Annotated in this window: 23 protein-coding genes and 1 riboswitch; of the genes, 9 read left to right on the top strand and 14 right to left on the bottom strand. The window is 71.9% G+C overall.

The window, feature by feature from the left end; all coding sequences use genetic code 11:
• Positions 1-4: 4 nt before the first annotated feature.
• Genes kdpB through kdpF form a run of 3 tightly spaced genes read right to left on the bottom strand, consistent with a single transcriptional unit; the run spans position 5 to position 3905 of the window.
• Entirely contained in the window at positions 5-2098 is a 2094-nt protein-coding gene (gene kdpB / locus ACZ4NT_RS02850) for a potassium-transporting ATPase subunit KdpB (protein WP_467723555.1), read from the bottom strand.
• 44 nt (positions 2099-2142) lie between these two features.
• Positions 2143-3807 (bottom strand): potassium-transporting ATPase subunit KdpA, encoded by a 1665-nt coding sequence (gene kdpA / locus ACZ4NT_RS02855; protein WP_467722945.1) that lies wholly within the window; start codon positions 3805-3807, stop codon positions 2143-2145.
• Between the two features lie 8 nt (positions 3808-3815).
• Entirely contained in the window at positions 3816-3905 is a 90-nt protein-coding gene (gene kdpF / locus ACZ4NT_RS02860; RefSeq protein WP_121409076.1) for a K(+)-transporting ATPase subunit F, read from the bottom strand.
• A 338-nt stretch (positions 3906-4243) separates the two neighbouring features.
• Here kdpF and ACZ4NT_RS02865 point away from each other — a divergent pair, with 338 nt between their 5' ends.
• Positions 4244-4594: a hypothetical protein gene (locus ACZ4NT_RS02865; protein ID WP_467722947.1), complete on the top strand. Its 351-nt coding sequence runs from the start codon at positions 4244-4246 to the stop codon at positions 4592-4594.
• 88 nt (positions 4595-4682) lie between these two features.
• Here ACZ4NT_RS02865 and ACZ4NT_RS02870 read toward each other — a convergent pair whose 3' ends face one another.
• The 6 genes from ACZ4NT_RS02870 to ACZ4NT_RS02895 all read right to left on the bottom strand — a co-directional run bounded on the left by ACZ4NT_RS02870 (position 4683) and on the right by ACZ4NT_RS02895 (position 11714).
• On the bottom strand, positions 4683-6344 hold the full coding sequence (locus tag ACZ4NT_RS02870; RefSeq protein ID WP_467722949.1) for a glycoside hydrolase family 13 protein: 1662 nt from the start codon (positions 6342-6344) through the stop codon (positions 4683-4685).
• Between the two features lie 123 nt (positions 6345-6467).
• The gene (locus tag ACZ4NT_RS02875) at positions 6468-8168 is read right to left on the bottom strand and encodes an alpha-amylase family protein (protein WP_121409078.1); all 1701 of its coding nucleotides are present in this window, start codon (positions 8166-8168) and stop codon (positions 6468-6470) included.
• Positions 8159-9163, bottom strand: coding sequence for a TIGR03885 family FMN-dependent LLM class oxidoreductase (locus ACZ4NT_RS02880; protein WP_467722951.1), 1005 nt, complete (start codon positions 9161-9163; stop codon positions 8159-8161). Before ACZ4NT_RS02880 ends, ACZ4NT_RS02875 begins: the two co-directional genes overlap by 10 nt.
• Positions 9164-9271: 108 nt before the next feature.
• Entirely contained in the window at positions 9272-9784 is a 513-nt protein-coding gene (locus tag ACZ4NT_RS02885) for a GNAT family N-acetyltransferase (protein ID WP_121409080.1), read from the bottom strand.
• A 69-nt stretch (positions 9785-9853) separates the two neighbouring features.
• Positions 9854-11053: a GDSL-type esterase/lipase family protein gene (locus ACZ4NT_RS02890; RefSeq protein ID WP_467722953.1), complete on the bottom strand. Its 1200-nt coding sequence runs from the start codon at positions 11051-11053 to the stop codon at positions 9854-9856.
• 91 nt (positions 11054-11144) lie between these two features.
• Positions 11145-11714 carry a TetR/AcrR family transcriptional regulator gene (locus ACZ4NT_RS02895; protein ID WP_121409082.1) on the bottom strand — a complete coding sequence of 190 codons (570 nt, stop codon included), beginning with the start codon at positions 11712-11714 and terminating at the stop codon, positions 11145-11147.
• 157 nt (positions 11715-11871) lie between these two features.
• Here ACZ4NT_RS02895 and ACZ4NT_RS02900 point away from each other — a divergent pair, with 157 nt between their 5' ends.
• Both ACZ4NT_RS02900 and ACZ4NT_RS02905 read left to right on the top strand, forming a co-directional pair.
• The gene (locus ACZ4NT_RS02900) at positions 11872-12312 is read left to right on the top strand and encodes a hypothetical protein (RefSeq protein ID WP_121409083.1); all 441 of its coding nucleotides are present in this window, start codon (positions 11872-11874) and stop codon (positions 12310-12312) included.
• 343 nt (positions 12313-12655) lie between these two features.
• The gene (locus ACZ4NT_RS02905) at positions 12656-13501 is read left to right on the top strand and encodes an RNA polymerase sigma factor SigF (RefSeq protein ID WP_121409084.1); all 846 of its coding nucleotides are present in this window, start codon (positions 12656-12658) and stop codon (positions 13499-13501) included.
• A gap of 171 nt (positions 13502-13672) precedes the next feature.
• Here ACZ4NT_RS02905 and ACZ4NT_RS02910 read toward each other — a convergent pair whose 3' ends face one another.
• Entirely contained in the window at positions 13673-13918 is a 246-nt protein-coding gene (locus ACZ4NT_RS02910) for a hypothetical protein (RefSeq protein WP_467722955.1), read from the bottom strand.
• 390 nt (positions 13919-14308) lie between these two features.
• On the opposite strand from ACZ4NT_RS02910, the gene ACZ4NT_RS02915 reads away from it, so the two are divergent.
• The 6 genes from ACZ4NT_RS02915 (at position 14309) to ACZ4NT_RS02940 (ending at position 21191) form a co-directional block, all read left to right on the top strand.
• Positions 14309-14824 carry a hypothetical protein gene (locus ACZ4NT_RS02915; protein ID WP_121409086.1) on the top strand — a complete coding sequence of 172 codons (516 nt, stop codon included), beginning with the start codon at positions 14309-14311 and terminating at the stop codon, positions 14822-14824.
• Between the two features lie 95 nt (positions 14825-14919).
• Positions 14920-15765 carry a DUF4097 family beta strand repeat-containing protein gene (locus ACZ4NT_RS02920; RefSeq protein ID WP_467722956.1) on the top strand — a complete coding sequence of 282 codons (846 nt, stop codon included), beginning with the start codon at positions 14920-14922 and terminating at the stop codon, positions 15763-15765.
• A 109-nt stretch (positions 15766-15874) separates the two neighbouring features.
• Positions 15875-16861: an ATP-binding cassette domain-containing protein gene (locus tag ACZ4NT_RS02925; RefSeq protein ID WP_467722958.1), complete on the top strand. Its 987-nt coding sequence runs from the start codon at positions 15875-15877 to the stop codon at positions 16859-16861.
• A complete protein-coding gene (locus ACZ4NT_RS02930; RefSeq protein ID WP_467722960.1) occupies positions 16858-17643 on the top strand; it encodes an ABC transporter permease in 786 nt (261 codons plus the stop codon). The genes ACZ4NT_RS02925 and ACZ4NT_RS02930 overlap by 4 nt, the downstream gene beginning before the upstream one ends.
• A gap of 329 nt (positions 17644-17972) precedes the next feature.
• Positions 17973-18117, top strand: a riboswitch (cyclic di-AMP (ydaO/yuaA leader).
• A gap of 375 nt (positions 18118-18492) precedes the next feature.
• Positions 18493-20475: a hypothetical protein gene (locus tag ACZ4NT_RS02935; protein ID WP_467722962.1), complete on the top strand. Its 1983-nt coding sequence runs from the start codon at positions 18493-18495 to the stop codon at positions 20473-20475.
• 149 nt (positions 20476-20624) lie between these two features.
• Positions 20625-21191: a YciI family protein gene (locus ACZ4NT_RS02940; RefSeq protein ID WP_467722964.1), complete on the top strand. Its 567-nt coding sequence runs from the start codon at positions 20625-20627 to the stop codon at positions 21189-21191.
• Here the strand turns inward: ACZ4NT_RS02940 and ACZ4NT_RS02945 are convergent.
• The 4 genes from ACZ4NT_RS02945 to ACZ4NT_RS02960 form a co-directional block, all read right to left on the bottom strand.
• The gene (locus ACZ4NT_RS02945) at positions 21186-23252 is read right to left on the bottom strand and encodes an ABC transporter ATP-binding protein (RefSeq protein WP_467722966.1); all 2067 of its coding nucleotides are present in this window, start codon (positions 23250-23252) and stop codon (positions 21186-21188) included. The two genes, ACZ4NT_RS02940 and ACZ4NT_RS02945, sit on opposite strands and share 6 nt — an antisense overlap.
• Before the next feature lie 6 nt (positions 23253-23258).
• Complete coding sequence (locus ACZ4NT_RS02950) at positions 23259-23675, bottom strand: lasso peptide biosynthesis B2 protein (protein WP_121409091.1); 417 nt, start codon at positions 23673-23675, stop codon at positions 23259-23261.
• A 237-nt stretch (positions 23676-23912) separates the two neighbouring features.
• A complete protein-coding gene (locus ACZ4NT_RS02955; RefSeq protein WP_467722969.1) occupies positions 23913-24170 on the bottom strand; it encodes a lasso peptide biosynthesis PqqD family chaperone in 258 nt (85 codons plus the stop codon).
• Positions 24167-26092, bottom strand: a complete 1926-nt coding sequence (locus ACZ4NT_RS02960; protein WP_467722971.1) for an asparagine synthase-related protein — start codon at positions 26090-26092, stop codon at positions 24167-24169. The genes ACZ4NT_RS02955 and ACZ4NT_RS02960 overlap by 4 nt, the downstream gene beginning before the upstream one ends.
• Between the last annotated feature and the right edge of the window lie 168 nt (positions 26093-26260).

Raw genomic sequence — 26260 nt, forward strand, 5'->3', positions numbered from 1 at the left:
GCGATCAGCCGATTCCTGGGATGAGGGAGATGAGCAGGTCGATGAGTTTGATGCCGAGGAACGGGGCGATCAGCCCGCCCAGGCCGTAGACGCCGAGGTTGCGGCGCAGCAGCCGGTCGGCGCTCAGCGGCCGGTAGCGCACACCCCGCAGGGCGAGCGGCACCAGCGCGATGATGATCAGCGCGTTGAAGACGACCGCGGACAGGATCGCGGAGTCGGGCGAGGACAGCCGCATGATGTTGAGCCGGTCCAGCCCCGGGTACACCGCCGCGAACAGGGCCGGGATGATCGCGAAGTACTTCGCCACGTCGTTGGCTATGGAGAACGTCGTCAACGCTCCCCGGGTGATGAGGAGTTGCTTGCCGATCTCCACGATCTCGATGAGCTTGGTCGGGTCGGAGTCCAGGTCCACCATGTTCCCGGCCTCCTTGGCGGCCGAGGTACCGGTGTTCATGGCGACACCGACGTCGGCCTGGGCGAGTGCGGGCGCGTCGTTCGTACCGTCCCCGGTCATCGCGACGAGCTTGCCGCCGGCCTGCTCCCGCCTGATGAGCGCCATCTTGTCCTCGGGGGTGGCCTCCGCGAGGAAGTCGTCGACGCCCGCCTCGTCCGCGATGGCCTTGGCCGTCAGCGGATTGTCCCCTGTGATCATGACGGTTCTGATGCCCATCCGGCGCAACTCGGCGAACCGTTCGCGCATGCCCTCCTTGACGACGTCCTTGAGGTGGATGACGCCGAGGACCCGGGCTCCGGCCTCGTCCTCCACGGCCACGAGCAGGGGTGTGCCGCCTGCTTCGGCGATGGTGCCGGCCAGTGACACGACGTCCGCGGCCACCTCTCCCCCGCGTGCGCGGACCCAGGCGACGACCGAACCGGCCGCACCCTTGCGGACCTTGCGCCCGGCCACGTCCACACCCGACATACGGGTCTGAGCGGTGAAGGCGATCCACTCGGCGTCCGCCAGTGCCCCCCGGCGGCGCTCCCGGAGTCCGTACCTCTCCTTCGCGAGGACGACGACGGAGCGCCCCTCGGGTGTCTCGTCGGCCAGCGAGGAGAGCTGCGCGGCGTCGGCGATCTCGGCCTCGGTGGTGCCGGTCACCGGCACGAACTCCGCCGCCCTGCGGTTGCCCAGGGTGATGGTGCCCGTCTTGTCCAGCAGCAGTGTCGAGACGTCACCGGCCGCCTCCACCGCCCGTCCCGACATGGCGAGGACGTTGCGCTGGACCAGCCGGTCCATGCCGGCGATACCGATCGCGGACAGCAGCGCGCCGATGGTGGTGGGGATCAGGCAGACCAGCAGCGCCACCAGCACGACCATCGTGAGGTGCGTGCCCGCGTAGGCGGCGAACGGCGGCAGGGTCGCGACGGCGAGCAGGAAGACGACGGTGAGGGAGGCGAGCAGGATGTTCAGGGCGGTCTCGTTGGGTGTCTTCTGCCGGGCCGCACCCTCGACGAGGCCGATCATCCGGTCGATGAAGGTCTCCCCCGGTTTCGTGGTGATCCGCACGACGATCCGGTCGGACAGGACCTTCGTCCCGCCGGTGACGGCACTGCGGTCGCCGCCGGACTCGCGGATGACCGGCGCCGACTCCCCCGTGATCGCCGACTCGTCCACCGAGGCCACGCCGTCGACGACGTCGCCGTCGCCGGGGACGACGTCGCCCGCCTCGCAGACGACGAGGTCCCCGACGCGCAGGTCGGTGCCCGCGACCCGTTCCTCGGTGGCGCCGTCGAGCCGCCTGGCCACGGTGTCGGTCCTCGCCCTGCGCAGGGTGTCGGCCTGCGCCTTGCCGCGGCCCTCGGCGACCGCCTCCGCCAGGTTGGCGAAGACCACGGTCAGCCAGAGCCAGGCGGTGATCGTCCAGCCGAAGAGGTCCCCCGGGTCCGTGCACGAGAACACCGTGGTCAGCACCGATCCGACGAGGACCACGAACATCACGGGGGACTTGGCCATGAGGCGCGGGTCGAGCTTGCGGAAGGCGTCGGGCAGTGCCCCGAGGAGCTGACGGGGTGCGAACAGGCCCGCGCCGACACGTTGTTGGTGCCGGCGGCCGGTCGGGACATCGCCGGGTGCCCGCACCCGGGTCGCTGTGGACATCGTGTCCTCTTGCTTCTGGCCGGTGGTCGTGTCGGTGTGCGTAGTCATGACGCCAGCCCCTCGGCCAGCGGGCCCAGGGCGAGGGCCGGGAAGTAGGTGAGGCCGGTGACGATGAGGACGGCTCCGACCAGGAGGCCGGTGAACAGCGGCTTCTCGGTGCGCAGGGTGCCCGCGGTCGCCGGTACGGGCCGCTGCTCGGCGAGCGATCCGGCCAGGGCGAGGACGAACACCATCGGCAGGAACCGCCCGAGCAGCATGGCCAGCCCGATGGTGGTGTTGAACCACTGCGTGTCCGCGTTCAGACCGGCGAAGGCCGAGCCGTTGTTGTTGGCGGCCGAGGTGTACGCGTAGAGGATCTCGGAGAAGCCGTGCGCGCCCGAGTTGGTCGTCGAGTTGCCGGGGGTCGGCAGGGCCGTCGCGGCAGCGGTCAGCACGAGCACCAGCGCCGGGGTGACGAGGAGGTAGCAGGCCGCGGACTTGATCTCGCGGGTGCCGATCTTCCTGCCCAGGTACTCGGGCGTACGGCCGACCATGAGTCCCGCGATGAACACGGCGATGACCGCCATGACGAGCATGCCGTACAGGCCCGAGCCGGTGCCGCCGGGCGCGATCTCGCCGAGCTGCATGCCCAGCATGGTGATGCCGCCGCCGAGCCCGGTGAAGGAGGAGTGGAAGGAGTCCACCGCCCCCGTCGAGGTCAGCGTCGTGGACACCGCGAAGAGGGACGAGGCGCCGACCCCGATGCGGGTCTCCTTGCCCTCCATGGCGCCGCCCGCGAGGTCGAACGCAGCTCCGTGGTGCTGGAACTCGGTCCACATCATCAGGGAGGCGAAGCCGGCCCAGATGGTGGCCATCGCCGCGAGGACGGCGTACCCCTGCCGGACCGAACCGACCATGACACCGAAGGTGCGGGTCAGGGACACCGGGATCACCAGCATCAGGAAGATCTCGAAGAGGTTGGTGAACGGAGTGGGGTTCTCGAAGGGGTGGGCGGAGTTGGCGTTGAAGTAGCCGCCGCCGTTCGTCCCCAGTTCCTTGATGGCCTCCTGCGAAGCCACCGCACCGCCGTTCCACTGCTGCGAGCCACCCGTGAACAGGCCGACCTCGTGGATGCCGGAGAAGTTCTGGAGCACGCCGGACGCCACGAGCACGATCGCGGCGACCACCGCGCCCGGCAGCAGGATGCGGACGACACCGCGCACCAGGTCCGCCCAGAAGTTGCCGAGCCCACCGGTGCGGGACCGGGCGAATCCGCGCACCAGGGCGACGGCGACCGCGATGCCGACGGCGGCGGAGACGAAGTTCTGCACCGCGAGGCCGGCGGTCTGGACGACGTGTCCCATGGCCTGTTCGCCGTAGTACGACTGCCAGTTGGTGTTCGTGACGAAGGACGCGGCGGTGTTGAAGGCCTGGTCCGGATCGATGGCCCGGAAGCCGAGGGACCCGGGCAGGTGTCCCTGTACCCGCTGCAGGACGTAGAGGAAGAGGACACCGGCCGCGGAGAAGGCCAGCACCCCGCGCAGGTACGCGGGCCAGCGCATCTCGGCGTCCGGGTCGGCACCGATGCATCGGTAGATCCCCCTCTCGACCCGCAGGTGCCCGGCGGAGGAGAAGACGCGCGCCATGTGGTTGCCGAGGGGGACGTAGGCGAGGGCAAGTGCCGCTGTCAGGGCGAGCAGTTGGAGCACGCCGGCGAGGACGGGGCTCATGAGGCTTCTCAGAACCTCTCGGGAAAGATCAGGGCGAGGACGAGGTAGCCCAGGAGGGCGACGGCCACGACAAGGCCGGCGATGTGCTCGGCGGTCACAGCTTCGTCACCCCCTTGGCGACGAGAGCCACCAGCGCGAACACCGCGACCGTGGTGAGAACGAAGGCCAGGTCGGCCACCGCGAACTCCTAGGTGTGGTTCGGATCGAACGGACACCTGCAGCAAACCGCCTCGCCGGCCGGGTTCCGGCGCCGTTGACGCCTCCCTTACGTCGCCCCGTCCGTCCTTGACGGATCTTTGACGGCCGCCGTCCCCGCGATGACGGGCCTGGGCCGGAGCCGTTCCCTCGGGCACCGGCGGTGTTCGGGGCATGGGCATGCCGGAGCTGGGCACTCGGCCGTCCGGTCACAGCGATGGCGGGGCGGAAGGGGGAGGTCGTGTTGCTGTCCCACACTCTTGAGCGCGGCGTCTTGGTGATCACGGTGCGCTCCGGTCCGGACACGGGCGAGCGAGCGGAACCGGCGCAGGCCATCAGCGATCTGGTGCACACCTACCGGCCGTACCCGGTGGTGATCGCCCTCGACGGGCGGGCCACGGACGCCGCCGTGAGCGCGGTGGTCCGCGCGCACGGCATGTGCCATCACCTGGGCGTCCTCATGTCCGTCGCGACGGACAGCGCACCCGCCCGGCGGCTGCTGGAGGCGAGCGCCGGGGCCGACGGGCCCCGGCTGGTCGTCCACGCACGCGTCGACACCGCCGTCGCGGCGGCGTACGGCGCGGCGGCCTGAACCGCGGACGGAACACCTCGGCGCCACCGTACGGGGCCGGGCGGCCGTAGGGCAGTATTCTCCCGGCCCGGCCCCGTAGGTGAGCGCGTCAGTCCGTCAGCCACACCGCCGTGTCGGACGGCAGGCGGCCGTCCTGCAGCGGGCCGCTCGCCACGAGGACAGCTCGGTGGTCAGGGAGCGCGGCCGGCTCGGCGGAGAGGTTGACGACGCAGCGGAAGCCGGGGTCGCGGCGGAAGGAGAGCACCTCGTCGTCGGGTGCGCTGTCCCAGGCGAGGGTCCCGTCGCCGAGCGCGGGCTCCGCGCGGCGGATGCGCAGCGCCTCGCGGTAGAGCTCCAGCATCGAGGACGGGTCCCCGTCCTCGGCCGCCACGGTCAGCGCCTTCCACGCCTCGGGCTGCGGGAGCCACGTCCGCGTCCGGCTGCCCTCGGGGCTGAAGCCGAACGGCGGGGTGTCGCCGCTCCAGGGGAGCGGGACACGACAGCCGTCGCGGCCCCGGTCGGTGCGGCCGGAGCGGTGCCACGTGGGGTCCTGCAGCAGGTCCTCGGGGAGGTCCTCGACCTCCCACAGGCCCAGTTCCTCGCCCTGGTAGAGGTAGGCGCTGCCCGGCAGGGCGAGGGTGAGGAGCGCGGCGGCGCGCGCCCGTTTCGTACCGAGGTCCAGGTCGGCGGGCTCCGTGAGGTCCGACAGCGAGCGCAGCGTGCCGTCCGGCTGGGGGCGCGCGTACCGGGAGACGTGCCGTGCCACGTCGTGGTTGGAGAGCACCCAGGTGGCGGGAGCGGCGACATGGCCCAGCGCGCTCAAGGACGTGTCGATCACGCGCCGCAGCCGGTCGGGGCGCCACGGCGTCATCAGGTAGTCGAAGTTGAAGGCCGTGTGCAGTTCGTCGGGCCGCACGTAGCGCGCCAGCCGTTCGGGGGCGCCGGTCCACGCCTCGGCGACGAAGACGCGTGGCTCGTCGTAGGTGTCGGCGACCGCCCGCCAGCCCTGGAAGATCTCGTGGACCTCCTCCCGGTCCCAGTGCGGGTGGTCCTCGCGGGTGGCGCCCTCCAGCAGTTTGCCGTCCAGCGAGCCGAGGTCGGGCAGACCGGGGGCCTTGACCAGGCCGTGGGCGACGTCGATGCGGACGCCGTCCACGCCCCGGTCGAACCAGAAGCGCAGGATCGACTCGAACTCCGCCCTGACCTCCGGGTCGTCCCAGTTGAGGTCGGGCTGCTCGGGGGCGAACAGGTGCAGGTACCAGGGGCCCGGCGAGCCGTCCGGTTCCGTGATGCGCGTCCAGGCGGACCCGCCGAAGACGCTGCGCCAGTCGTTGGGCGGCTCGGCGCCCCGGTCGCCGCGTCCGGGACGGAAGATGTACCGCTCCCGGGCCGGGGACCCGGGCCCCTCGGCCAGGGCTCGGCGGAACCAGGCGTGCGCGGTCGAGGTGTGGTTGGGCACGATGTCGATGATCAGCCGCAGCCCGTGCCCGTGGACCTCGTCGAGCAGGGCCCCTGCGTCGTCCAGGGTGCCGAACAGCGGGTCGATGTCCCGGTAGTCGGCGACGTCGTACCCCCCGTCGGCCATCGGCGAGGGGTACCAAGGGGTGATCCACAACGCGTCGACGCCCAGCCCGGCGAGGTGCGGCAGGCGCTGTCGCAGTCCGGCGATGTCTCCGATGCCGTCGCCGTTCCCGTCGGCGAAACTGCGCAGGTACACCTGGTAGATGACGGCGTCACGCCACCAGGAGGTGCGGGTACGGGCTGAGTCCACCGGCTTCTCCTTGCGCTGAGCTGAGCGAATGACCTGGTCGTGCCGTGCTCTCGGACCCACGGATGCCTGGCCGGCCGCCGCGGGTCCTCGATCACCTCAGGAGGCTTCCCGGCGGACGCGGTGTCAGTCGGAAGCGACCCGTTCGGGGTCGTCCGCCGGAGTACCGACGCGCAGCCACCGGTACCCGTAGGCGGGCAGTTCGACGCGGAGCAGACCGTCGTCGCCGACGGTGAGGCCGGCATGTCCGTCGTCGAGCAGATCCGTCAGCCGTCCTCCGGGGCCGGCCTCGGACAGCCTCAGCCGTACGGTGACCGGTTCGCCCGCGAAGTTGTGCAGGGCCAGGACCCGGCCGTCGGTGGTGCAGCCGACGTGGGCCAGGACGGAGCGCTCCCCCGTCTCCACGAGGCGGTAGTCGCCCCACGCCAGCTCGGGTGCCTCCCGGTAGCGCTCGGCGAACAGCCGGATGCGGCTCAGCAGCGAGCCGGGGTCGCGGCTCTGTGCGTACACGTTGACGTGCTGCGGTCCGAACGCGCCGTCCGCCAGCGGGTTGGGGAAGGTGTCCGGTTCGGCGGTGGAGTAGCCGGCGCCGGTCTCCGGCGTCCACTGCATCGGTGTCCGGACGGCCTGCCGTCCCTCCACGGCGAGGTTCTCGCCCATGCCGATCTCCTCGCCGTAGAAGAGCACGGGGGTGCCCGGCAGGGTGAACAGCAGGCTGTAGGCGAGTTCGACGCGGCGTCGGTCGCCGTCGACCATCGGCGGCAGCCTGCGCCGCAGCCCGCGGTCGTACAGCTGCATGTCCTTCTCGGGGCCGAAGGACCGGAACACCTCGGCGCGTTCGTCGTCGCTCAGCTTGTCGAGGGTGAGCTCGTCGTGGTTGCGCACGAACGTGGCCCAGTGGGCGTCCCGCGGGGCGGCGGGGCGGTCCCGCAGCGCGGCGGCCAGCGGGCCCGCGTCCTCACGTGCCATGGACAGGTACATCTGCTGCATCCCGACGAAGTCGAAGCACATGGTGAGTTCGTCGCCGCGGTCGGAGGCGGGGTCGCCGAAGAAGCGCGCGAGGCCGTCGTAGGGCAGGTTGACCTCGCCGAGCAGGATCGACTCACCGTTGCGGCGGCCGAGGAAGGCCCGTAGGTCGGCGAGGTACTCGTGCGGGTCCGGCAGCTTGTCCGCGTCGTCCTGCCCGTCCGTCTCCAGCAGGAAGGGCACGGCGTCGACCCGGAAGCCGGACAGACCGAGCTGTGTCCAGAAGCCCATGACGCGGGCTATCTCGTCGCGCACCGCGGGGTTGGCGACGTTGAGGTCCGGCTGCTGCTTGTAGAAGCGGTGCAGGTAGTACTGGCCACTGCCCTCGTCGTACTCCCACAGGCTGTCCTCGGCGTCGGGGAAGACCACACCCTCGGGTCCGTCCTCGGGGGGCTCGTCCTGCCAGACGTACCAGTCGCGGTGGGCGGAGTCACGGCTCGAGCGGGCGTCCCGGAACCAGGGGTGGTCCTCGGACGTGTGGTTGACGACGAGGTCCGCGATCACCCGGATGCCGCGGTCTCGGGCGGTGCGCACGAACTCGGTGAAGTCGCCGAGGGTGCCGAGCCGGGGGTCGACACCGTAGAAGTCGGTGATGTCGTAGCCGTCGTCGCGCTCGCGCGTCGGGTAGAAGGGCATCAGCCAGACGCAGGTCACGCCGAGGCGCACCAGGTGGTCGATGCGCTGGGTGAGGCCGACGAAGTCGCCGATCCCGTCGCCGTTGCCGTCCTGGTACGTCTCGACGTCCAGGCAGTACACCACCGCGTTCTTCCACCACAGGTCGGACGTGCGGGTCAGACGCATCGGTACTCCTTCGCCGTGGCGGGGAGGGGGCGGGTGACGTCGAGTCGCGGCAGCACCTCGGCCGCGAACGCGTCGATGAACGGGCCCTGCGCACGGCCCACGTGGTGCAGCATGACCGCGTCGAAGCCGAGTTCGGCGTACTCCTGAAGCCAGGCGGTGTGCCGGCCGAGGTCGGAGGAGACGTTGACCGTGCCGGCCACCTGCTCGGGCGTGACGTGCTCACTCACGATGTCGAAGAGTTCCGCGGAGTCCAGGTCCCAGCTGGCCGGGGGCGCGTGGACGTTGGTGCGCCACTGGTCGTGCGCCAGCGCGAGAGCCTCGTCCTCGTCGGGGGCCCAGCTCAGGTGCGCCTGGAGGTGTACGGGCCCGCGGCCGCCCGCGTCGCGGTAGGCGCCGATGATCTCGCGCAGCCGTTCCCGCGGGGCGTTGACGGTGATGAGTCCGTCCGCCCACTCGGCGCACCAGGCCGCGGTGGCGGTGCTGCACGCGGCTCCGATCAGCGGCGGCACGGCGGAGGGCAGCGTCCACAGCCTGGCCCGGTCCACGGTCACCAGCCCGTCGTGGCTGACCTCCTCCCCGTGCAGCAGGGCCCGTATGACGTCGACGCACTCCCGCAGACGCGCGTTGCGGACGTCCTTGCGGGGCCAGCCGTCGCCGGTGATGTGCTCGTTGGAGGCTTCACCGCTGCCGAGCGCCACCCAGAACCTGCCGGGGTACATGGACGCGAGGCTGGCGACCGCCTGCGCGACGATGGCGGGGTGGTAGCGCTGGCCCGGCGCGTTCACCACGCCGAACGGCACCTGTTCGGTGGCCTGGAGAGCGGCTCCGAGCCAGGACCAGGCGAACCCCGACTCTCCCTGGCGGACGCTCCACGGCGAGAAGTGGTCCGAGCACATGGCCGCGGTGAATCCCGCGCGTTCCGCGTGCACCACGGCGTCGAGCAGATCCGCGGGCGGTATCTGTTCGTGCGAGGCGTGCAATCCGTAGACAGTCATGCCGCACGGTTACCCCCGGGATGGTTCCTCAGCGGGAGCGGGGGCGTCGGTCCGGCGCACGTCCCTTTCGGCGGACGGCTTTTGGGGCGCCGGTGAGGTCGCTGTTCCTCAGGGGGCCCGCGGGGAGTCCTGAGGCCGTGGCGGGATGAGGAACTCCAGCTCGGGCCGGTCCCAGGCCACGGCGGGCGGGTTCGCCGGGGCGGTGCCGGTGGGGAGCGCGCCGACGCTGCGGTAGAAGCCCTCGGCCGGGGGGTGCGACAGCACGTGCACCCGGTCGAGCCCGGCCGCCCGGGCCTCGGACTTCATGTGCTCGACGAGGAGCCGTCCGATGCCGCGCCCCTGGGTGCCGTCGGCGACGAACAGCAGGTCCAGCTCCGCCGAGGCGAGCACCAGCGAGTAGAACCCGAGGACGCGGCCTGCGGGGTCGTCGCGGCCGACGGCCACGAAGACGCGGTGTGCCGCGATGTAGTCGGGCCCGACGCGGTAGTCCGCGACCATCGCCGCGTACTGCCCTTCGTAGGCGCGCGAGCCGCGCACGAGACGCGTGAGCCGCTTGGCGTCCCGGGCGACGGCACGCCGGATCACGGTCGCACCGTTCCTGGACGTCGTGCTCGGGTTCATACGTCGAGTATCACGCACCGGGAGGGCGCGCTCCCGGTGCGGGCCACGCGCCCCCACGGCGGAGGCGGGTCAGGCACGGGCCGCGGCCGCCAGGCCTTCGGCGGCGAAGACCCGGGCGGCGAAGCGTTCGCCGATGCGGCGGTGGGTGGCCGCGTCGGGGTGGAGCCCGTCGGGCAGCGGCAGTTCGGCGAAGTCGTCCTCGCCGTAGAGGTCGCGGCCGTCCAGATGGTGCAGGTGGGGGTCGTCGGCCGCCCGCTGCCGCACGATGCGGGCCAGTTCGTCCCGGATGACGGTGAGGGTCAGCTTCCCGGCGGCCCGTTCCGCCGGATCGCCCATGGCCCGGAATCGGAGCCTTCCCGCAGCGAGGTCTCCGAGGTCCGGGGCGCTGGGCCCTGGGGTGTCCTCGTGCAGGGGACACAGGAGGGGCGAGACGACGAGCAGCGGAGTGGTGGGATGCCCCTCGCGGATCGTGTCGAGGAAGCCGTGCACGGCGGGGATGAAGGCCCGCACGCGCATCAGGTCCGTGTTGACCAGATTGATGCCGATCTTGACGCTGATGAGGTCCGCGGGGGTGTCGCGCAGTGCGCGGGCGGTGAACGCGTCGAGCAGGGCGCTGCCTCCCAGCCCGAGGTTGACGAGCTCTACGCCGCCGAGCCGAGCGGCGAGCGCCGGCCAGGTCGTCGTCGGGCTCGCCGCGTCGGAGCCCTGGCTGATCGAGCTGCCGTGGTGCAGCCACACCGGGCGCCCCGTTCCCGGCGCGGTCTCGACGGGCGCGTCGGTGCGCAGGGAGATCAGCTCGGTGATCTCGTTGTGCGGGAGCCAGATCTCGACGTCCTTCATCCGGTCCGGCAGGCGCGCGAACCGGACGGTGCCGACCGGGCCGGGGCGGGTCTCCGTCACTCCGGTGGCCAGGTCCGTCATCAGGACGTTCCCTCCGGTGACGGACGCCTGCCCGGCCGGGACTCCGTCGACGAGCAGGTCGTACACGCCGTCGGGTCGCGGCGGCGCCCCCTCGTACGCCGTCTTGGTGCGAAGGGCGTCCAGCTCCACCGTCGTCGCTCGCGTGCGGAACACCAGCCGTACACCCGAGGGCTGGGCCTCGGCCAGGGCGACCTGGCCGTCGGGAAACCGAGCCCGGGCCGGCGCGGGCAGCCGGTGCGGCAGCAGCCCGCGTGCGGTGGGTTCGAGGTCGAGGGCGCCGCGGAGCAGGTCAGGGGTGACGGGTGTGGTGATCCGGCCTGCGGACCTGTTCCCGGCTTCGGGGTTCATGTCTGGGGAGTCCATGCCTTCGGAGGTGCGCTGCTTCGGAGTTCACGGTGCTGGAGTCCACGGTGTCGGACGTCACGGATCCGGAGGTCGCTCAGGGCGCGGTCCAGTTCCGCAGCAGGGTGTCGAGGGAGTCGAGGATCCGCGACCAGGACTCCTCGGCGTCGGGACTGCTGTGGCTGAACCCGCCGCCCGCCTCCAGGCTGACGAAGCCGTGGAAGACGCTGCCCAGCAGGCGGACCGCGTGCGTCTGGTCCGGGTCCTTCAGGTCGTATCCGCGGAGGATGGCCCGCATCATCTGCGCGTGCCGCACGCCGGCGCTGGCGGCCGCCGTCTCGTGGTCGAGCCTCATCTGCGCCGCGGCGTACCGGCCCGGATGTTCTCGGGCGTAGTCGCGGTAGACGTCGGCGAAGGCCCTGAGGGCGTCTTTGCCGGCACGTCCGGCCAGCGCGGCGGCTCCCCGGTCGGCGAGCTCCTCCAGGGCGAGCAGGGCGATCCTGGTCCTGAGGTCCTGAGAGTTCTTCACATGCGAGTACAGGCTCGCGACCTTGACGTCGAAGCGCCGGGCGAGCTCCGAGACGGTCACCCGGTCGAAGCCGACCTCGTCGGCCAGTTCGGCCCCGGCCCGGGTCAGCCGCTCCGTGGTCAGCCCCGCACGCACCATGGTTCCTCGCTCTCGTCCCGCCCATCATGCAGGCACCTAAGACCTTTAGGCAAATAGCGAAGTGCTTTAAGCAGCTACTGACGGCTCATCAGGAGGCGAGTATCAGCGGGTTGACGGTTCCCGGTTTGCCGATGGAAGGGCCGGATAACCGAGCGGTATGGCTGGAACGAGCAACAAGACGACGAACGGACAGTCGCCGACGGCGAACGCGCGAGCGGCCAAGAAGACCGTGACCGAAGGAGCCTCGGCACCGGCGAAGGAGGCACAGCAGTCTGCCACCGATGCGGCCAAGAGCGCCGGCGAAGCAGCCGGCGCGGCGGGCCGCGGCAGCAAGGAAGTCCTGGCGGGCATCGGCGGTGCGGCGTCGGAGAAGGCCCGGGAGGCGGCCAAGACAGTACAGGGCACCGTCTCCACCGCCGCTCAGCAGACGGTGGGCAAGGCCGGGTTGGCCTGGACCCTCATCAAGGCCAGGAAGGTCGTGGCGGCCGCCGCGGGCGCGGGGACCGCAACCGTGGTCCTCTGCTCCTACACCCTGGGCCGCCGCGCCGGCCTGCGGCAGCGGGGACCGCTCTCCCGCCTGAGCGGCGGCCGCCTCTGACCGACAGGACGTCACCTGGGCAGTGTCGAGGTGGTTCTGTTGCCGGGCCCGCCGGAGCTCTCCGCTCCGGCGGGCCCGGCCGCATGACGGCACCGGACGCGCGGACCGGACCGAGCAGGCGGCCACCCGACCCCGGAACCCCCAACTCCCCCCGGCAGCAGCCTCGTCGGCCGCCGAAACCGCCCCATACGCCCCGTCGGCCGGGCCACCCTCCCGGAGATCAGCCGAGCCTCCCACACAATTTCCACCCGAAACATGCATGCGTGACGGACACCGGGGTAACCGCCGGTCGTCGGCCCACAGGGGGCAAGTGGGGGCTGATCGATCTGGGAGGGCATTACTGATGACGACAATGACAGTTGGTACGGTCGACGCGGGAATGGCGGCGCTGCCGGAGGTGGCGGACCCGCAGAAGGTGGCGCCCAAGGACGCGCGGGAGCTGTCGCGGCAGTTCTTCGACCAGCTCGCGGTACTCGAGGAAGGCACCGCGGATTACCAATATGTGCGCAACACCCTGATAGAGATGAACATGTCCCTCGTCCGCTACGCGGCCGGCCGCTTCCGGAGCCGGGGCGAGCAGGAGATGGAGGACATCGTCCAGGTCGGCATGATCGGACTGATCAAGGCCATCGACCGGTTCGAGCTCACCCGCGAGGTGGAGTTCACCTCCTTCGCCGTCCCTTACATCGTCGGCGAGATGAAGCGCTTCTTCCGCGACACCAGCTGGGCCGTGCACGTTCCGCGCCGCCTGCAGGAGGCGCGCGTGCAGCTGGCCAAGGCCACCGAGGAGCTGCGCAGCCGCCTGGGCCGCACTCCCACGGTGAAGGAGCTCTCCGAGCTGATGTGCCTGCCGGAGGAAGAGGTCATCGAGGCCCGCCTGGCGGCCAATGGCTACAACTCCGCCTCCCTGGACGCCGCGATCGGCGGGAACGAGGACGGCGAGACCGCCCTGGCGGACTTCATCGGCACCCAGGACGCCTCCCTGGAACTGGTGGAGGACTTCCACGCCCTCGCGCCGATGATCGCCGAGCTCGACGAGCGCGACCGGCAGATCATCCACATGCGGTTCGTCGAGGAGCTCACCCAGGCCCAGATCGGCGAGCGCCTCGGCGTCTCCCAGATGCATGTCTCGCGCCTGCTTTCCCGCACCCTGGCCCGGCTGCGTGAGGGCATGCTCTCCAACCACTGAGCCCTTCGCCCGGTTCCCCGTGAACCGGAACGGAAAGCGCCAGCAGGGCACAACGACAGGAGCCCGCCACCGGCACACGGTGGCGGGCTCCTGCTGTCGTGCGGCGGAGGTACCGGTCACCGACGCGTTCGCTCCCTCGCCGTCCCGGCAGGCACCCTCGGCCGCCACGACTCAGCGGACGCGCTCGTCGGCACCGTCTTCCGCGCGGAGCTGCTGGCGCAGGGACGCCCATCCCGCCGACGGACTGCCGGACCGGGTCGACCAGTACGGATGGTGCAGCACGCGGGTATGGAGCCGGACCAGTTCCCGACTCAGCCGGGCGGTCCGGTCGGAACGCGGGCCCGCCAGGGCGCGGTAGGTGCGGGCGTAGGCCCGATGCAGTTCGACCAGGTCGGGCGGGAAGGGTCGGTGCGTCATGCCTGTAATTAGAGCACGCGTTCGATTTATCGCGCATGCCGACACGCGCCCGCCGCGACCGCGACCGCTGCCGCGCGGCGGGGCGAGCGCGGTACCGCGAGGCGCGGCACCGCACGGCACCGCGGACCGCATGACACCGCGGAGCTCCCCCGAGGCGCCACGGCGACAGCGCGCGATGCCATGTAGTGCCACGTGGTGCCACGTGGGTGCCACGTGGTGCCACGTGGGCGCCATTTCACTCGGCATGGCGACCAGAAGGGCGCGTCGCATCACCATCCGTCCATGCATTACGGCCTATTCATGCAGGTCAGAGAAGTTGGTCAGTCCTCCGATTCCCCAGATGACCGTGGACGCTTGCAAGTGGCGCCATAGTGGTGCCATTATGGCGTCATGGACCTCACGCCGTACGTCGACACCCTCCGCCGCGAACTTGCGGTGGCCGCCGAGGCAGGCGGGGAGGACGCCCGCGAGCTGGCCGAGCGGCTCACCGCTCCGCTGGAGTCGGCGACCCGCCTGACGATGCTCAACGTGCTCTCCGCCGCGATGGACGAGATCACCCGCGAACTCGCCCCCGGCTCGGTCGACGTGCGGCTGCGCGGACTCGACCCGGACTTCGTGGTGACGCTGCCGCGATCCGAGGAGGCCGTCACGGAGCCGGCCCCGTCCGCCGAACCGCTCAGGGCGACGGCGCCCACCGACCTCGACGAAGGTGGTACCGCTCGCGTCAATCTGCGCCTGCCGGCCCACCTCAAGGCCCGCGCCGAGGAGGCCGCGAGTCGCGAGGGTCTGTCGGTCAACGGCTGGCTGGTCCGGGCCGTGTCCGCCGCGGTCGACGGCGGCGGCGCGGCCCGCCCGCCGGAGAGGGCCCGCACCGTCGGACAGAGCTTCACCGGCTGGGTGCGCTGACCCACCGGCCCACAGGCCCGTCACGTCACTCCGCATCACCCCACATCACGTCCCACCAGCGGGGACGCCCAAGGAACCCAGAGGACGGAACAGCCATGCCTTCTTTCGACACCCCCGAACCGATCTCGGTCACCGCCCTGGTGGAAGCCGGTTCCATCCAGTTCACCGCGAGCGACCGCACGGACACCGTCGTCGAGGTGCGGCCCCGCGATCCGAAGCGGGACCAGGACGTGCGGTCCGCGGACCAGACCGAGGTGACGTGCACAGGAGGCACCCTGACCGTCAGGACACCCAAGCAGCGCCACCTGTTCGGGCGCACCGGCACCGTCGACGTGACGGTCGAACTGCCCTCGCGTTCGCGTGTCGACCTCACCGGCTCCTGGACCCAGGTACTCGGCGAGGGCCGGCTCGGCGAAGTCCGCGTGAAGACCTCGTCGGGTGACGTCCGCCTCGACACGACCGGGCCGCTCCAGCTGACCGCCTCCCACGGTTCGATCACCGTCGACCGGGTCGAGGGCACGGCCGAGATCAGCACCAGCTCCGGCAGCCTGCGCGTCGGCACGGTCGACGGCCCCGCCGTACTGAAGAACTCGCACGGCACGACCACCGTCGGCGCCGCGACCGGTGAACTGAGGGTGAGCGGCGCCAACGGCGACATCGACATCACCCGGGCCGAGGGCTCCGTCACCGCCACCACGGCTCACGGCACGCTGCGGGTCGTCGAAGTCGTCCGCGGCACGGTCCAGTTGGAGACCTCGTACGGCGCCATCGAGGTCGGCATCCGCGAGGGCACCGCCGCCTGGCTCGACGTCAGCTCCGGCCACGGGCAGGTGCGCAACACGCTCACCGCCTCCGAGGCGCCGGAGGAGAGCCTGGACACCGTCAAGGTCCGCGCCCGGACCCGCTTCGGCAACATCGACGTACGCCGTGCCCGGCCTTGATCATCGGCGAACCCGCCTGCCCGCCCGGTCCCGCACACTCCGCATCCCGCCGGCTCATCGTCCCCTCACCCTTCGCTTCCGAATGGAGGGCCTCGTGCCTTCGCCTGTCATGCCCACGCCCAAAAACGGAGACGGTGTCCAGCCGCCCGCCGCCGTCTCCGCGATCGGTCTGCGCAAGTCGTACGGCGACAAGGTGGTGCTCGACGGCATCGATCTGCGGATCCCTGCGGGATCCGTGTACGCCCTGCTCGGGCCGAACGGTGCCGGCAAGACCACCACCGTGCAGATCCTGTCCACGCTCGTCGGCGCCGACGACGGCCAGGTCCAGGTCGCCGGTCACGACATCGCCACGTCTCCGGACGGGGTGCGTGCCGCGATCGGTGTCACCGGGCAGTTCTCCGCCGTCGACGGCCTGATCACCGGGGAGGAGAACATGCTCCTGATGGCGGACCTGCACCACCTGCCCAAGCAGGAGGGACGCCGGGTCACCGCCGAACTGCTGGAGCGGTTCGACCTGGTCGACGCGGCGAAGAAGCCGGCCTCCACCTACTCCGGCGGCATGAAACGCCGCCTCGACATCGCCATGACCCTCGTCGGCAGCCCCCGCATCATCTTCCTCGACGAGCCCACCACCGGCCTCGACCCCCGAAGCCGCCACACCATGTGGGGCATCATCCGCGAACTCGTCACCGGCGGGGTGACCGTCTTCCTCACCACCCAGTACCTGGAGGAGGCGGACGAACTCGCCGACACCATCGCGGTGCTGCACGACGGCAGAATCGCCGCCGAAGGCACCGCGGAGGAGTTGAAGCGGCTCGTCCCGGGCGGACACGTACGCCTCCGCTTCACCGACCCCACCGCCTACCGGAACGCCGCCGACGCCCTCGACGCGGCCACCCGAGACGACAACTCCCTCGCGCTCCGGATCCCCAGCGACGGAACCCAGCGCGAACTGCGTTCCATCCTCGACTGGTTGGACGCGGCCGGTGTCGAGGCCGACGAACTGACCGTGCACACCCCCGACCTCGACGACGTCTTCTTCGCCCTGACCGGCGACACCACCGTGCCGAACCAGCCCAAGGAGACTGTCCGATGAGCTCCCTCTCCCTCGCCGTACGCGACTCGTCCACGATGCTGCGCCGCAACCTCCTGCACGCCCGCCGCTACCCCTCCCTCACCCTGAACCTGCTGCTGACACCGATCGTCCTGCTGCTGCTCTTCGTGTACGTATTCGGCGACGTGATGAGCGCCGGCATCGGAGGCGGCGGAGCCGACCGCTCCGCCTATATCGCCTACGTCGTCCCGGGCATCCTGATGATGACCATCGGCGGCACCGCGGTCGGCACGGCGGTGTCCGTCTGCAACGACATGACCGAGGGCATCGTCGCCCGGTTCCGCACCATGGCCATCCACCGCGGGTCGGTGATCACCGGGCACGTCATCGGCAGCGTGGTGCAGGCGGTCCTGAGCGTGGTCCTCGTCGGCGGTGTCGCCGTGGCCATCGGCTTCCGCTCGACGGACGCCACCGCCCTGGAATGGCTCGCGGCACTCGGCCTGCTCTCGCTCGTCGCCACGGCACTCACCTGGATCGCCGTCGGGATGGGCCTGGTCAGTCCGAACGTCGAAGCTGCCAGCAACAACGCACTGCCGTTGGTCGTCCTGCCGCTCATCTCCAGCGCCTTCGTCCCGCTCGACTCGATGCCCGGCTGGTTCCAGCCGATCGCCGAGTACCAGCCCTTCACCCCGGCCATCGAAACCCTGCGCGGGCTCCTCCTCGGCACCGAGATCGGCCACAACGGGTGGCTCGCCCTCGCCTGGTGCCTCGCTCTCTCCGCGCTCGGTCACCGCTGGTCGAAGGCGGCCTTCGACCGCGCTTAGAAGTAGCCGGGCGAGCCGGCGAGAGCGGCTCCCCCGCCCCACGGCGGCGTGCCCCGACCGATGGTCGGAGCACGCCCCGCCGTCGTGTTCCGGGCGGATGGCTCAGGCGAGCAGGCTCTCGATCGAGGGTGCGCTTATCAGATCGTCCATGGCGCCGGACGCGATGTCGCTCGATCACCACGAGCTACAGAGCCCCGGCTGCCCATGTGGCAGTCGGGGCTCTGCGTCATCTCTGCGGCAGGGGCGAAATGAGTGCGGTGCATTCACACGGCGTGCGAGTGCGGATGCGCTCCCTGCGCTTCAACGCGCGCTGTCCGGGGCCCGTTCAAGCCTTTACATTGCCTGCAACGGAGGCGGGGAACCGAACGTACCCGGGGCGAATCGACAGGCGTAGCCGCAGGAGGCGGGGTGCCGTCGTAGGGCGAAAGTCGTCCGAGTCCGACAGCTAACCCGCTAGGCGCCGTGATCACTCAGAGCCGAGTCCGTCAACACCGTGCAGTCACGCGTGTCGATGAGACTTGGAGAAGTTCGCATGTTCGCGCTTCCCGCGCTACCCCTCAGGGCGGTAGCCGCAGTCACGGCCATACTGTGCGCCATCGGCCTCATATGCATGATCCTCCTGATGGCTCCCACCTGGATTCTCTGGCCCCTCTTGTCGGCGGATCGCCGGGCAGACCTCCTCCGCCTGGTCGCCGCGTGGACAACGTGGGTCAGCGCGGTGATCCACCATCGAGCCCCACCAGTCGAGGTCTCACCGGCGCGGCAGAACCGACCAAAACGTACCCGCGGGGAGGCGGCAGACTCTCAAGTGAACGTCCCGCAAGGAAGGCGTGCCCTAAAGTCACGCGGGTGAGGGTGGGGGCGGACACGGTCGACTGGACGGTGCTGGAGCACAACTACGGGTCGGCCGAGGACGTACCGGACCTGCTCGAACGGTGCGCGGGACCGGATGCGCGGGACGCCGACAATGCGGCGGACGAGTTGCTCAACCTGCTTTTTCATCAAGGCGGTTGGATCTGCTCCGCCGCCTCGGCCGCGCTGCCGTTCCTGGTCCGCCTGGCCGGGGCGGCCGAGGTGCCGAGCCGGGGCCCGCTTCTGGAGATCCTCGCCATGCTGGCCGGAGAGGCCCGGCAGGTCCAGGAACGCTTCATCGACCCGGCGTGGCCGCCCGCGTGGGAACGGGCCCTGCCCGAGGTACTGGCGCTGCTGGACGACGCCGAGCCCTTCGTCCGACGCGCGGCGGCCGATGTCGTCGCCGTCTGCGGCAGCCCCGGTGAGCTGACCCTGCCGGCGCTGCTGCGGTGCTGGTACGGGGAGGACGACGCGGTGACCCGTCTGGAGCTCGTCCTGGCTCCGGGCCGGGCGTCCCGGACGGAACCGGCAGGTCCTCGCGCCGTCGAAGCCCGCGCTCTGCTGGACGAGCTGGTCGACGCCCGCGAGGCACAGGTACGGCTGGCGGCGGTGCACGCGCTGGCGCCCGCCCGGCCGGATCTCCCGGCCGAGCGTCTGGACGTCCTGCTCGAAGCGGTCCGGGATCCCGGTGTCGAGTTGTGGCGGCGGACGAGTTCGGTGCAGACCGGGATCACGGGCGTCCACCTCTGGACGGCTGCGCTGCTCACCGGGCCGTCCCCCGCCTTCACCCTGGGACTGCTGGCCGAGCATCCCGTCGACGAGCAGCGGGTCGGCGCCCTGGCCCAGGCGGGCCGGCTCCTGGGCCGGTGGCGTTCGCCCACCGGTGCGGTGCTGCCGGCGGTCGCGGCGCGGCTGGACGACCCCGCCGCCGAAGTCCGTTTCCGCGCGGTCGAGTTGATGGCGTGCCTCGGCCTCGCGGCCGCCGAGCACGCGGACGAGGTCGCCGGGCTGCTCGACGACGGCACCGTGCGGTCCGACCGGATACGGGAGACCGTGGCGGAGGCCGCGCTCTGGGCGCTGGCCCGCATGAACGATCCTCGCTGTCTGCCGGGCGTCGGCGAACTGATCGCCGGACGGGCGACCGGATTCGCGTCGGCCACCGCCATGTACTCCCCCGGTGACTGGCACCACGTGGTCCTGCCCGCGCCCTGGGAGGTGCTGGCACCCCTGCGGGACCATGCCGGCGCGCTCCTGCCGGTGATCCGCGACGAGCTTCACGCCGGCACCGACGCCAGAAGGCTCGCCTGGCTGTGCGACGTGCTCGCCGACTGGGGCAGTGCCGCCGAGGCGGTGGTTCCACACCTGGTGGGACTGTTGGCGGACGACCGGACCTGGGCCCCCGCAGCGACCGCGCTGGCGGGGATCGGCAGGGCGGACGACGATGCCCGCGCCCTGCTCACCCCACGGTTGGGCACCGGCGGCGACCAGACGGAACTCGCAGCCTGGGCGTACTGGCGGACGGGCGGGGATCCCGCACCGGCCCTCGCCGTGCTCGGCCCCGCCGCCACCGAGAAGCGCTTCGCGCACCGCGCCGTACGCAGACTCGCCGACCTCGGTCCGCACGCGGGCGTCCTCGCCGACAGGCTCCGGACGATGACCTCCGACGCCGATCGCTGGACCGCCGTCACGGCCGCGTACGCCCTGTGGACGGCCACCGGCGACACCGAGAACCCGGTCCGCACCCTGACGAGTGCCGTGGCAGGGCTGGCCGAGGGCACCTTTCTGCCGGTCATGCTTCCTGCGGTGCGGCACCTGACCCGGATCGGCGGTCCCGCGGAGCCGGCCGCACACCTCCTGGCCGGTGTCGCCGGTCTCGATGAGCGGCTGCGCCACGACGGCGGCTGGCGGGGCTTCACCCAGGACGAGGCCATCCGCACCGCGGTCGACGAACTGACTGCCGCATCCGGCCGCGGCACCTGACGCACCAGGGCCCGGCGCACCGCGGGACGCACCATCCCGGGCCACGCCGGGTCCAGGTCGCACAGCCTGCAGCCGCGTCGGCGTCACCGAACGCCGTTCAGGCACCCGAGTGTTGAGATGCCACCGGATGTCGGACAGAGTCTGTGCGCATGGAGTTCTTCTGCTTCCACCGCGACCGCCCTGATACCGCCGCCCTGCGCGACAAGCTGCTGGAGGCGCACTGGTCGTACATGGACACGTTCGCCGCGGAGATGATCGCCCGTGGACCGACCCTCGACGACGCCCGGGAGACCGCCACCGGCAGCGTGCACATCCTCGGCCTCCCGGACCCCGCCGCGGCTCGCGCCTTCGCCTTCGACGAGCCCAATCACCAGGCCGGCGTGTACCGGGACGTGCTGCTGCTCCGGTGGCGCAACGCGCTGGGACGCACGATGTGGGAGTTCCCGGGCGGCCGGACCGGCGGCAACCGCTACCTCGTCCTGGGCCTGGGCACGGGCCTGGGTACCGGCCATGACGCGGCCGAATCGGCCGTGCCGTCCGACCGGGACGAGCTGATCGCGTACGGCCCGCTGCTCTCCGACGACGGAACCGCCTGGCTGGGTACCGCGGCGCTGGTCAGGGCACCGGACCCAAACACGGCACGAGCCGTCCTGCCCGCGGACCGGTACGCAGACGTCGAGGTCCACGACTGGCAGTTCGGCGGGCGGCCTTCATGACTCCGCCGGTGGTCCCCCACCACTCGGGTGCCGCCCGGACGCCAGGCGGCGGTACAGTCCGTCGGCGGCGAGCAGCTGGGCGTGCGTGCCCATGGCGCGTACCCGGCCCGAGTCGAGGACGAGGATGCGGTCGGCGGACACGACGGTCGAGAGCCGGTGGGCGATCACCAGCACCGTGGCCGTACTGCCGACCTCGTCGAGCGTCTCGTGCAGGGCGGCCTCGTTGGAGGCATCGAGCTGCGACGTCGCCTCGTCCAGGAGCAGCAGGCGGGGCCGGCGCAGCAGCGCACGGGCGATGGCCACACGCTGGCGCTCGCCGCCCGACAGCGTGCTTCCGCGGTGACCGACGGGCGTGTCGAGACCGTACGGCAGCCGCGCCACCACGGCCTCCAGCCGCGTCCTGCGCAGGACGTCCGCCAGTTCGCGGGTGCCGGCGTCCGGGGCGCTGAGCAGGAGGTTCTCGCGCAGGGTGCCGGACAGGACGGGTGCGTCCTGCTCGACGTAGCCGATGAGGGCGCGCAACTCCGCGAGCGGAAGCCGTCCGATGTCCTCGCCGTCGACGAGGATGCGCCCGCCGTCGGGCCGGTGGAAGCGTTCGATCAGGGAGAAGACGGTGGTCTTGCCGGCCCCCGAGGGCCCGACCAGCGCGGTGGTCCCCCCGGCCGGCACGGAGAATGTCAACTCCCGGTGCACGCGCGGGGATTGCGGACCATAGGCGAAGTAGACGCGGTCGAAGTCGACCCCCACGGGTTCGTGGCGTGCCGTGCCGGTCGGGGTGCCGACGGAGGGTGGACCTGCCCGGGTGCCGACGGGAGGCGGGGCGGTCGGGGTTGCGGTCGGGGGCGTGGCGGTCGGCTCGGTCTCCATGTCGTAGACCTCGCCGATGCGGACGGCCGCCGCGGTGCCCGCCTGGAACAGGCCCAGTGCCTCGACGAGTTGCCCGATCCGGGGCGCGAGAGCGAAGACGTACAACAGGAAGGCGACCAGGGTCGACACCGTGATGGCGCCGGTCGCCACCCGTGCGCCGCCGACGCCCAGGACGACGAGGAACGACAATTGCACCGCGACCGTCGACGCCGTCGCGGAGATCGCCTGCCACCAGGCGGCCCGGGTACCGGCGGCGCGGGCCGATTCCGCGGCCTCGTACAGCCGGCCCGTCTCCCGGGCCTCGGCGCCGGATGCCTTGATGGTCCGCAGGGCGCCCAGGGTGCGCTCCAGCAGGGCGGCCATGCGTCCCACCGCTTCCTGCGCCTGGCGGGAGGCCCGTGCGATGCGGGGTGCCACCGCGGCGACCGCGCCGCCGATCAGGGCGATGGTGCCCAGCGTGATGCCCAGGAGCACCGGGTCCAGCAGGGCCATCAGTACGAGTGTCGCCGCCATCACCAGGAGGCCGCTGCCCGCGGAGGCGAGCGACCTGGTGGCGACCTGGCGCAGCAGTGCCGTGTCCGAGGTCACGCGCGAGATGAGCTGGCCGGGGTCGGTGCGGTCGAACTCGGGTACGCACAGCCGCAGCAGCCGTTCGGACAGGCGTCGGCGCGCGGTGCACGCCACCGACTCGGCGGTGCGCTCCAGGACGTAGTGGCCGAGCGCGGCGGTCACCGCACCGGCCACGACCAGGACGCTCAGAGCGGTGAGGGCACCCACGGCCGGATGTCCCCGGTCGAGGGCCTCCACCATCCGCTTGGCGACCATCGGCTGGGCCAGTGCCAGCACGCTGCCGACGAGTGACAGCAGGCTTCCGGCGACGATGCCCGTGCGGTGGGGCCGCAGATGGGCGGTGAGCCTCCAGGTCGGGGTGGCGCCCTTGCCCCTGGAGCCGGCCTCTGAAGGCCGTTCCGGAGCACCGGAGTTCACCCCACCGGTGGCGGAGGGCTCCGCCGCGGCGGATACGCCAGGGGGCGCAGGTCCGGCGGACGCGACGGGGTGCCCCGCGGTGACGAATCCGGCGGGGAGCCGTATCGCGACGGGGACCGCGGGGTCGGCGACCGAGGGCACGTCGACCGAGGGGGCGGGGCCACCGGGCCCGGCGGACGGCTTCGCGGGGCGGGGTGAGGCGGTCACCCGCGCTCACTCCACCGTGAGGAAGCGCTGGAAGTAGTCGGCTGGTGCACCCTCACCGACGAGTACGCCCTCCGCTTCCACCCACGCGTGGGCGGCGAAGGGCGGACGGGTGCGGACGCCGACGCACCAGGTGGGCCACTGACCACGAGTGCGGCAGAGCAGAACGGTGGCCAACGACCGCGCCAGGCAACCCTGTTGACCTCCGGCGGCGAGGCTGACGGCGAGGACCGTCTCACGCGCCAGGGCCGCTTCGGCGAGTGTCGCGGGGCGTGCGCCCCGCCGCAGCCGCAGCAGTGTCGCGCGGATACGAGCGGGTGGGCGGCGCGCCAGCAGATGGGCGACGAGGACGGCCAGCCGTGTGACGAGCCGCGGTCCGAGCGGAACGGAACGGGGGTCGTGCGGAACGACCTGAGAGATGGACACGGGAGTCTCCCTCCGAACGCGGGACGGGTGATGACTGGGCTACCGGACCCGCCCGCCGGTACCGCCCGACACGCGCGACACGGGTGAGACAGGTGAACACGGGCGACACGGGTGAGCCGGTCGGGCCGGGGGCCGGGCACAGGTCGCCGGCCGGTCCGTGCCGAGGCGCATCCGGATCGCTCACCACCGGACGCGGGCCGTGCGAGGCCGCCGTTCGGGCCGGGCCGCCGTCCGGGCTCAGGCTTCGAGGAGTCGGGCGGTGCGGAGCTCGTCCAGGATGCGGGTGATGTCCTCCTCGACCTCCTCGGCACTGACCGCGTACTTCTCGGTGAGCGACGACACCGCCTGCTCCCTGGTGGTGCCGTCGAGCAGGGTGCGCACGATGAGGGCCGCGGTCGGATTCAGGGTGAAGTACTCGCCGCTGTCCTGGTCGAGCAGGGCCATGCCGTACTCGGTGTCGGCGGCCACCACTCCGGGGCGCAGGGTCATCGTCATGACGTAGGACCTCCTGTGTCGGTTTCGGCGGCCTGTGACGGGCCCCTCGCTCCTGCGCGCTCCGTGGCACCCGCGCGCGACGGTGCGTCCGGGCGCACGGCGCCATCGGGCCGGCGACGGCTCTCGCGTGAGCGCAGCCATACCTCGCACCCGACCGTCGGATGCAGCAGGGCGCTCTCCAGGTCGGCGGCGAGGGGTCGCGCGCACCAGGCGCGCAGGACGTCGACGTCGACCAGACCCAGCCGGTGCAGGCGCGAGTCCTCCCACAGGGCGAGCAGCGAGGAGCGGTGGCGGCGCAGACCGGTCTCCTCCTCGAACGCGGCGTGCGCCTTGGTGGTGCGGTGACGGCTCGCCTCCGGGACCACCCCGCGCATCGCTTCCTCGATCAGCGGTTTGTAGCGCCAGGGCGTGACGCGCTCCTCCGGCCGGACGGCGAGGGCCGCCTCGACGAGTGCGTCGTCGTAGTAGGGCGAGGCGAAGACGGTGCCCAGCGGTTCGGACATCTGGTCGACGTGCCGGGAGAAGCGGGCCAAGGTGCGCAGCGTGGCCAGTTCCCGGTGTCCGCCGTGCCCGGCGTGCAGTGGATCCGCGCTCCGGGCCTGCTCGCGTACGAGGTCGCGGACCGCCTCCACGGCGTGGGCGGTGGCCCACGGCGGCAGCCTCGGCGGGATGCCCCAGTCGAACATGGGGACCGACAGGGCGGGCTGGGGAGCGGTGAGTTCCCGGGCCACCAGTTCCAGCCATGCCCCGTACGGGCGTCGGTCGAGCAACTGGGCCAGCGCTGTCCGCCGCGACCAGCGGTACTTGGCGGCGAACCCGCGGGCGTGCCGCCAGGCCGTGCGCGGGTGGCGGGTGACGAGCGCGTGGACGTGCGCGGAGGCTCCGCCGAACAGCTCGTCGCCGCCCATCCCGCTCAGGTGCAGCGGCGACCCCCGCCGGGCCGCCTGCTCGACGATGAACATGCGCCGGTGGCGGTTCACGGTGTGGTGCGAGGGCGTGTCGAGGGTGTCGTCGAGGCCGTCGACACCCTCGAAGGTCAGGGGGACCGACGACGCGGGCACCACATGGTGTTCGACCCCGCCGAGCGCCTCCACCGTGTGCTGCGCGTAGTCGACGTCGTCGCCGAGCACGTCGTGGACGGCGGCGGTGTACGCGACGAGCTTCGCCTCCGCGAGCACCGCCGTGCTCACCACGGCGGTGGAGTCGACGCCTCCCAGGTCGGCGCTGACCAGTCCCCGGCCGTCCGTCCGTACGGCCACCGCGTCGGCGAGCCGGTCGCGCACCAGCCGGGCGCCCACGGCGAGCGGCAGCTCGGGTACGGGCGGGGACCAGCACCGGCTGGTCCGGGCCCGTCCGCCACGGTCGAGCCGCAGGCGCCGGTCGCCCGGCAGCACGTCGACTCCGTGCCAGACGCTCTGTGCGGTCAGCGGATGCAGGATCCCGGGACTGAGCAACTGGACCGCCAGTCGGCGTTCGTCCAGGTCGGCGTCGACGAGGTCGGCCAGGACGTCGGCCCGGTCGGCTGCCAGGTGCGCACCGGAGACGGGCGCCGCGGCGACGAAGACGCTGCGCACGCCGGTCACGGTGCCGCGGACCAGGATGTCGCCGTCGAAGGCGGCGAGCAGGTGGTGGCTGCCCGGCCAGCGCCTCGCCATCCGCTCGGCGGCTTCGACCGAGTCGGCACGCACGGCGCGGGCCGCCTCCTCGGCCGTCACCGCGTGCTGCCCGAGCACGGCGAGCCTCGCGCTGCCGCATTCCGCGGTGGTGATGCTGCGGGAGGACCACCGGCCGACCAGCCAGGGCCGGCCGGAGGCGTGCGTGATCTCCTGCGGCGCCTCGGACCGGACACGCGCGGCGAGGTCCGCGACGGCCTCCGTGTCCGGGAGGACGACGAACCAGCTGGACGTGATGGGAAACGACATGCCGCTCGCCATGGGCGGGCCCCTCCGCTCGCTGCGTGTCCGTTGTGCAGGGGCGAGGGGGGGGGGGGGGGGGGGGGGAGAGGGGGGGGGGAACACCCCCCCCCCCCCCACCGCCCTGGCCTCCGTCAGAGGGGGGGGGGGGGGTGGGTCTTCCCCGGCGAAAATTGC

This window comes from Streptomyces sp. NPDC026417 (assembly GCF_055567695.1).